Here is a 6,236-nt window from a genome sequence, read left to right as displayed (position 1 = left end):
GCCAAACCCGGATTGGTGATCGTATAGGTCAAGGTGTCTTGCGTGGCGACGGCCTTATTGCCCAAGGCATTAGGATTGCCATCGGTAAGCGCCCCGCCCTGAGACGAACTGACCGCGATATCGGGCGTACCTGTCGCGGTACCAGAGGCAGCAATATTATAAGGGTTCTCATCGCCATCATCATTAGCCAAGCTTAGATCAAAATCGAAGCTACCCGCCACAGTGGGCGTATAATTGACAACCAAGGTGGTTGTCCCCCCGCCCGGTGCCACTGTGGTTGAGCCCAAGACCAAGGAATTAACCGTGACATTCGTTTCACCCGAGATGTTTGCCACAACCGTCGGGGTCGTAATCGTCAAGGTGTCGGTGCCGGAGTTCGTGATCGTGTAAGTGACATTCGTCGCAACGCCCGCGGTTTTGGATGATGCAAATGTATCTGTTCCGCTATCTGCAACAGCTCCACCTTCATCAGATGTAATGGCGATTTCAGGGGCAGTGCTCACAGTGGGCGCAACTTGGTTAGATGTTACATCAACAGAAGCTCCAATTCCCGAATTTGAAAATTGAACAGCATACTCTGTATCCGAATATGTAAAAACTATATCATAGTCACACGATACTGACGTGCCATTACATAAATATCTTGGGCCTGAAGTTGAGGCAGGACCGCCATTTACCTCAACACTCAATCCAGTAATATTTACGCCAGGAAAAACGGTTAATCCTTGGGGACTAACATTGTGATCGTTACCTAGCGATATTATATCATTTCCATTCGCAAAGCCGTTAGAACATGTTTGCGAGCTCATATTAATACTGCCTACAGCGCCCGACGTTAGCGTTAGATTACACGTAAAGCTCTGCGCTTGGGCTGTATTGGGCAACCAAACAAAACTTGTGAGAAGCAACCCCACGCCCAAAACAAACACTTTAAAATCGACCAACTTCATAGCACAACACCCCGAACTAAGCGGCAAAAAATCCCCCGAAAGGTGATTTGAAGTCATAACGCTCTACACCGAACAGGCGAAATAAACGCAAAGCTCAGAATCAAGCGACATCAACCCTAAATAGATTGACTTTCAGACCACCCCAATGTGCTTCATAGCGCGAACTAGCTTTCTCGTTCAAGTGAAAACTAAGCACAAAAACCCCCTTAAAGAGAATTTGGGTCCACGCACTCTTTTTATGGGCTTTTTTTGCAAGTCAAGCACTAAATATACGCGTTCAGTTATATTTATTTTGATTTCGCTGTTGCCAGAAATCATGTGACCGACTTAACTTAAACTCCTTTTTTGGAGGGAATATTCCCTTGCACCTTAATCGTGATTTAGATCACGCTTCGCTATAAGGGGGAAGTTTGTGTCAGAACCATTTCTAGCTGAAATCCGCATGATGGGGTTTAATTTCGCCCCGCGCGGATGGGCCTTCACCGATGGGCAAATCCTGCCCATCAATCAAAATCAATCTTTGTACTCTATACTGGGAACAACCTATGGCGGGGATGGGCGCACCACCTTTGCCTTACCGGATTTGCGCAGCCGCACGCCCATTCATCGCGGTGAGGGGCATAGCTTGGGGCAAAAATCAGGCGAAGAAACCCACACTCTAAGTAACAATGAAATGCCTGAGCATACGCATTATGTGCGGGCCAACTCGACCCCCGCCAACCAAACCCAACCCACCAGCCACTTTTTATCTGCACCCGCCTCACCTGGCAACCAACCCTTCCGTGATTATGAGGCGGTCAACGCGACATCTCTGCGTTCGGGTACCGTCACAAACAGCGGCGGCAGTCAGGCCCATGAAAACATGCAGCCCTATATCACCTTGACCTTTTGCATCGCCCTTCAGGGCCTATTCCCATCCCGCAATTAGGAGATTGAATTATGTCAGACCCTTATGTGGGTGAAATTCGTATGTTCGCGGGCAATTTTGCCCCCCGCGGCTGGGCGTTTTGTGATGGCCAATTGCTGGCCGTTTCTCAGAATGATGCTCTGTATTCGTTATTGGGGACGATTTATGGCGGGGATGGGCGTACCACCTTTGGCCTACCGGATATGCGCGGGCGCATCCCCTTACACCAGGGCCGTGGCCCGGGCCTGTCTGAGCGTCGTTTGGGCAGTAAAGGCGGTGCGGAAAAAGTGACCTTGACCGTCAATCAAATGCCTAGCCATACACATAACATAAGAGCCAACACCCAACCGGGCGATAGCGACAGTCCCGCTGGACGCGTTTTTGCCGAAACCGCTTCCACCCCAATCTATGCAGAAGACAACCCGTCTGTGAACTTCAATAGCGAGACTATTACCCAGACGGGCGGAAGTCGCGCACACTATAATATGCAACCCAGTATCTGCGTGAATTTCATTATCGCGCTGTTTGGCATTTACCCAAGCCGCCATTAGGAGACGATCATGTCAGAACCCTTTATCGCAGAAATCCGCATATTTGCCGGCAATTTCGCCCCACGCGGCTGGGCCTTTTGTGATGGCCAACTACTGCCGATTGCAAACAATACCACCCTGTTCTCCCTGATCGGGACGACCTATGGCGGTGATGGCAGAACCACTGTGGCTTTACCCAATATGGAAGGGCGCGCGCCCATGCACCCCGGTCGCGGCCCGGGCTTAACGTCGCGTCGTCTTGGTGAGCGTATAGGCAGCGAAACCTCTACCTTAACGGAAGCCACCCTGCCCCAGCACACACACACCTTGCGCGGCACTACAGGTTTTGCAAATGAAAGAGAACCCAGCTCAACCCGGACGTTTGCACAATTCTTTGCACCCTCTTATTCTAACAATGATCAAAACCTGGTCGATTTGGCGTTTGAAACATTGCCAGAAGCGGGTGGGGGCCAAGCGCATAACAATATGCAGCCCTATATCACCTTGAACTTCATCATTGCGCTGGTTGGGCTTTACCCCTCCCGCGACTAGGCGACTTGGTTGAACACATGTTCGGCCCAAGGGCCGATGATCAAATATGAAGGGCAATATCATGCCTATGGACGATGTACAGTCTTCTGAGCTTTTCGCGCTACCGACGGGGCGCAGCTCTGTTTATTTTCGCAGCTTCTTAGCCGCGATCAATGAACAAAACCAATTGGTTCACAAAGAACAGGTCACGGAAAATGGCCCGTTTGAGGACAGTTTCACGACCCTGAGCGGTGCCACCTATCACGCAAACACTTTGCAGGCAAGCATCACCGGTGAGGGCTATGTCGCGATTTTGGCGCAAGGTCAAAGCGACAATAATCTCTACTATATTTGCGAATCTGCAAGCGCAGGTACTCAGCGCTTTAACGGCCCTGTAAATTTAGGCCATCCTGATGGCGTCACAGATTTCACTAGCACCGTAATGCTGCGTGGATTTACCGGTCTTCCCAATGTTTTCGTGACAGACGCCACCGGCTCTCAATCGATTTGGTGGAAATACGCCAACACGTATACAATCAAAAAAGAAACCGTCACCGTGACCCCTCCTGGCACGGATGAGCCGATCGAAGTCACCGCGGAGGAACAAGTTCCCCCCGCTCAAGCCTGGTCAGATTGGCAAGAAATTCCAGGCAGTCTGGCTCAACTAACAGCCGGAAACAATGCGGATGGTCGCATCATTCTAGCGGGAATCAATGGGGATCAAGTCCCCTATATCAATATCCAAACACAGCGTGATCCGCTGCTAAAGCCAGAATGGCAGGGTTGGCAAGACATCGCTGAAGGCCTTAGCGGGTTTGAACAGCTTGTCGTGGCCATTGATGGCTTCGCCCTGGTGCATATTTTTGCCCGTATTGGCAAATGCCTCTATAAAAAGGTCCAAACCCAAGTCAACAAGGATGAGTTCAGCCCTTGGGTGTTGTTTGCGTCCTTCCCGGACACGCTCTACACTTTTACCGTTGGCGTTAATGCCGATAATGGACTTTACGTTGTTGCCCAGGTCGGTAGCGGCGCACAAAGCCCGCTTTATGGCTGGCACCAAAACGGAGCGAACAATGTATGGAGCACGCCGAGCGTGATTGCTCACGTGCCGGGCGATGGCAGCTTGTCGCTCGAGCCTCAAGCGGATCTGACCTTGAACCTCTATAGCTATGACCAAGCCGGTCACAGCGCGAGTTTTATCAATCAAACTCAGCCTGACCACTGGAGCCCAAGCTGGAGCGCACTGGGCTCCGGACTTGCCAGTATCGCTGTAACCCACGACATTACACCCAACCCTGCTGACTAATTCATTCAGGACTAAAGTGTGATTTCAAAACCAACTCTGGGGCATGCCGCCGCTTTCTCTATCTTTTACCGGGATATGGGGGCGGCGGACCTCCCCTTCCTCGAACAGCTGTATCGTTCAACCCGTGAGGGTGAACTGGCCATGACCCCGTGGTCGGAAGATCAAAAGGCAAACTTCATTGCCATGCAGTTTCGCGCCCAGCACGAGCACTACCAGGCCCATTACCCTGATGCCTTATGGCTGATTATTGAGCGCAATATGAAAGCGATCGGGCGGCTTTATATCGAAGCTTGGCCTGAAGAGCATCGCATCATCGACATCGCTCTGATGCCTGAAGCACGCGGCCTAGGTATGGGTGAGGCAATCCTGCGCGACCTCATCAGTGACGCTGAGGCCCAGGGAAAAAGCGTCGGCATTCATGTCGAGAAAAACAATCCCGCTATGACCCTCTACAAACGCCTTGGCTTTGAAAAGACTGAGGATAAAGGGGTTTATGACCTGATGCACAAATCTCCGGAACCAAGTGCCCTGCCCGCTTAAGTGAAGATCGCTTCGTACTGAAAGCCGACTGCCTTTTCTGCGACGGGGACTAAAAAGAGCGCCACAGTGCCGAGCTCTGAATGCTCCAAGCCATAGGTGGCCTGATCAAGTTTCGGCTGAGGCGGGCCTTGGAACAGTATCGCAAACGCACCGCCCTCCCGTTCAGCTTGCCCCATCGCTTTCACCTCGATGAGTTCAAGGGTAAGCGTATCCTCGCCATTTTGCGCACGTAGAATAAAGTTATTGTCGCCTAAAGCCTCAAAGGTCTTGATCGTTAAAGTCGTTAAAGTTTCCATGTGCGCCTCCCTTATGACGGTGAACCGTAACATGCTTGGCGTCTGGAAAAAAGGTCAATATGAGAAGCACTTACGTGCACTCTATAAACGCTAAGAGCGTTAATCCGCCCCGGAACGAAAAAACCCGCCAAGCATAAGCCTGACGGGTTAATTTGGGTGCGGGAGTAGGATTTGAACCTACGACCTTCAGGTTATGAGCCTGACGAGCTACCGGGCTGCTCCATCCCGCGTCAAACCGGAACCAGCACGATCACTCGCGCTGCGGAATGGGTTAACAAAGTATAGCATGTTTTTGATGTGTGTATGTTACGGACCGGGCGACGACCTACTCTCCCACATCTTAAGATGTAGTACCATCGGCGCAGAGGGTCTTAACGGCCGTGTTCGGGATGGGAACGGGTGGGGTCCCCTCGCTATAGCCACCCGGTCGGTGACATACACACAGTTTTTATCGAAGACATCTTTATCTGATGGTGATGTCAGGGGGTTAGCCTGACGTTTTGTTATGGGGGCTTATCTTTTTGTGTTCATGGGCGGATCGACCGCCGTTCATGAGCTTTTTAAGATCAAGCCGATCGAGCAATTAGTACTGGTTAGCTTCATGCATTGCTGCACTTCCACACCCAGCCTATCAACGTGGTGGTCTTCCACGGCTCTGATAGGGAAATCTAGTTTTGAGGTGGGCTTCCCGCTTAGATGCTTTCAGCGGTTATCCCTTCCGTACTTAGCTACCCTGCAATGCGGCTGGCGCCACAACAGGTCCACCAGAGGTACGTCCACCCCGGTCCTCTCGTACTAGGGGCAGCTCCTCTCAAATTTCCAACACCCACGGCAGATAGGGACCGAACTGTCTCACGACGTTCTAAACCCAGCTCACGTACCGCTTTAATTGGCGAACAGCCAAACCCTTGGGACCTGCTCCAGCCCCAGGATGCGATGAGCCGACATCGAGGTGCCAAACAATGCCGTCGATATGGACTCTTGGGCATCATCAGCCTGTTATCCCCGGCGTACCTTTTATCCGTTGAGCGATGGCCCTTCCACTCGGGACCACCGGATCACTATGACCGACTTTCGTCTCTGCTCGACCTGTCAGTCTTGCAGTCAGGCTGGCTTATGCCATTGCACTCAACGAGCGATGTCCGACCGCTCTGAGCCAACCTTCGCGCGCCTCCG

At 51.7% G+C, this 6,236-nt stretch carries 6 protein-coding genes, 1 tRNA gene, 2 rRNA genes and 1 pseudogene (1 of these 10 cut by a window edge); 5 read left to right on the top strand and 5 right to left on the bottom strand.

Going from position 1 to position 6,236, the window contains the following annotated elements; all coding sequences use genetic code 11:
* A pseudogene (locus H151_RS0114380) lies at positions 1-503 on the bottom strand (hypothetical protein); the annotation flags it as partial.
* Between the two features lie 859 nt (positions 504-1,362).
* Between H151_RS0114380 and H151_RS0114375 the strand changes: the two are divergent.
* The 5 genes from H151_RS0114375 to H151_RS0114355 all read left to right on the top strand — a co-directional run bounded on the left by H151_RS0114375 (position 1,363) and on the right by H151_RS0114355 (position 4,764).
* Complete coding sequence (locus H151_RS0114375; RefSeq protein ID WP_019962362.1) at positions 1,363-1,878, top strand: phage tail protein; 516 nt, start codon at positions 1,363-1,365, stop codon at positions 1,876-1,878.
* 11 nt (positions 1,879-1,889) lie between these two features.
* On the top strand, positions 1,890-2,408 hold the full coding sequence (locus tag H151_RS0114370) for a phage tail protein (RefSeq protein WP_019962361.1): 519 nt from the start codon (positions 1,890-1,892) through the stop codon (positions 2,406-2,408).
* 9 nt (positions 2,409-2,417) lie between these two features.
* Entirely contained in the window at positions 2,418-2,939 is a 522-nt protein-coding gene (locus H151_RS0114365; protein ID WP_019962360.1) for a phage tail protein, read from the top strand.
* 61 nt (positions 2,940-3,000) lie between these two features.
* Entirely contained in the window at positions 3,001-4,224 is a 1,224-nt protein-coding gene (locus tag H151_RS0114360) for a hypothetical protein (protein WP_019962359.1), read from the top strand.
* A gap of 18 nt (positions 4,225-4,242) precedes the next feature.
* Positions 4,243-4,764 (top strand): GNAT family N-acetyltransferase, encoded by a 522-nt coding sequence (locus H151_RS0114355; protein ID WP_019962358.1) that lies wholly within the window; start codon positions 4,243-4,245, stop codon positions 4,762-4,764.
* Here H151_RS0114355 and H151_RS0114350 read toward each other — a convergent pair.
* The 4 genes from H151_RS0114350 to H151_RS0114335 all read right to left on the bottom strand — a co-directional run.
* Positions 4,761-5,060, bottom strand: coding sequence for a DUF6916 family protein (locus tag H151_RS0114350; RefSeq protein ID WP_019962357.1), 300 nt, complete (start codon positions 5,058-5,060; stop codon positions 4,761-4,763). The two genes, H151_RS0114355 and H151_RS0114350, sit on opposite strands and share 4 nt — an antisense overlap.
* Before the next feature lie 153 nt (positions 5,061-5,213).
* Positions 5,214-5,290 (bottom strand) — tRNA-Met (locus H151_RS0114345).
* Between the two features lie 82 nt (positions 5,291-5,372).
* A 5S ribosomal RNA gene (rrf, locus tag H151_RS0114340) occupies positions 5,373-5,487 on the bottom strand.
* Between the two features lie 135 nt (positions 5,488-5,622).
* Positions 5,623-6,236 (bottom strand): 23S ribosomal RNA (locus tag H151_RS0114335); it runs 2,187 nt beyond the window's last position.

It is taken from the genome of Woodsholea maritima DSM 17123 (assembly GCF_000382325.1).
Classification (GTDB): domain Bacteria; phylum Pseudomonadota; class Alphaproteobacteria; order Caulobacterales; family Maricaulaceae; genus Woodsholea; species Woodsholea maritima.
Note: the sequence above shows the minus strand (reverse complement) of the source record. Positions and strands in the feature narration are given on the sequence as shown.

Bases quoted from the DNA above. Each gene is read 5' to 3' on its own strand.
- H151_RS0114360 (WP_019962359.1), top strand. From the start codon at position 3,001: ATGCCTATGGACGATGTACAGTCTTCTGAGCTTTTCGCGCTACCGACG.
- H151_RS0114365 (WP_019962360.1), top strand. From the start codon at position 2,418: ATGTCAGAACCCTTTATCGCAGAAATCCGCATATTTGCCGGCAATTTC.
- H151_RS0114350 (WP_019962357.1), bottom strand. From the start codon at position 5,060: ATGGAAACTTTAACGACTTTAACGATCAAGACCTTTGAGGCTTTAGGC.
- H151_RS0114370 (WP_019962361.1), top strand. From the start codon at position 1,890: ATGTCAGACCCTTATGTGGGTGAAATTCGTATGTTCGCGGGCAATTTT.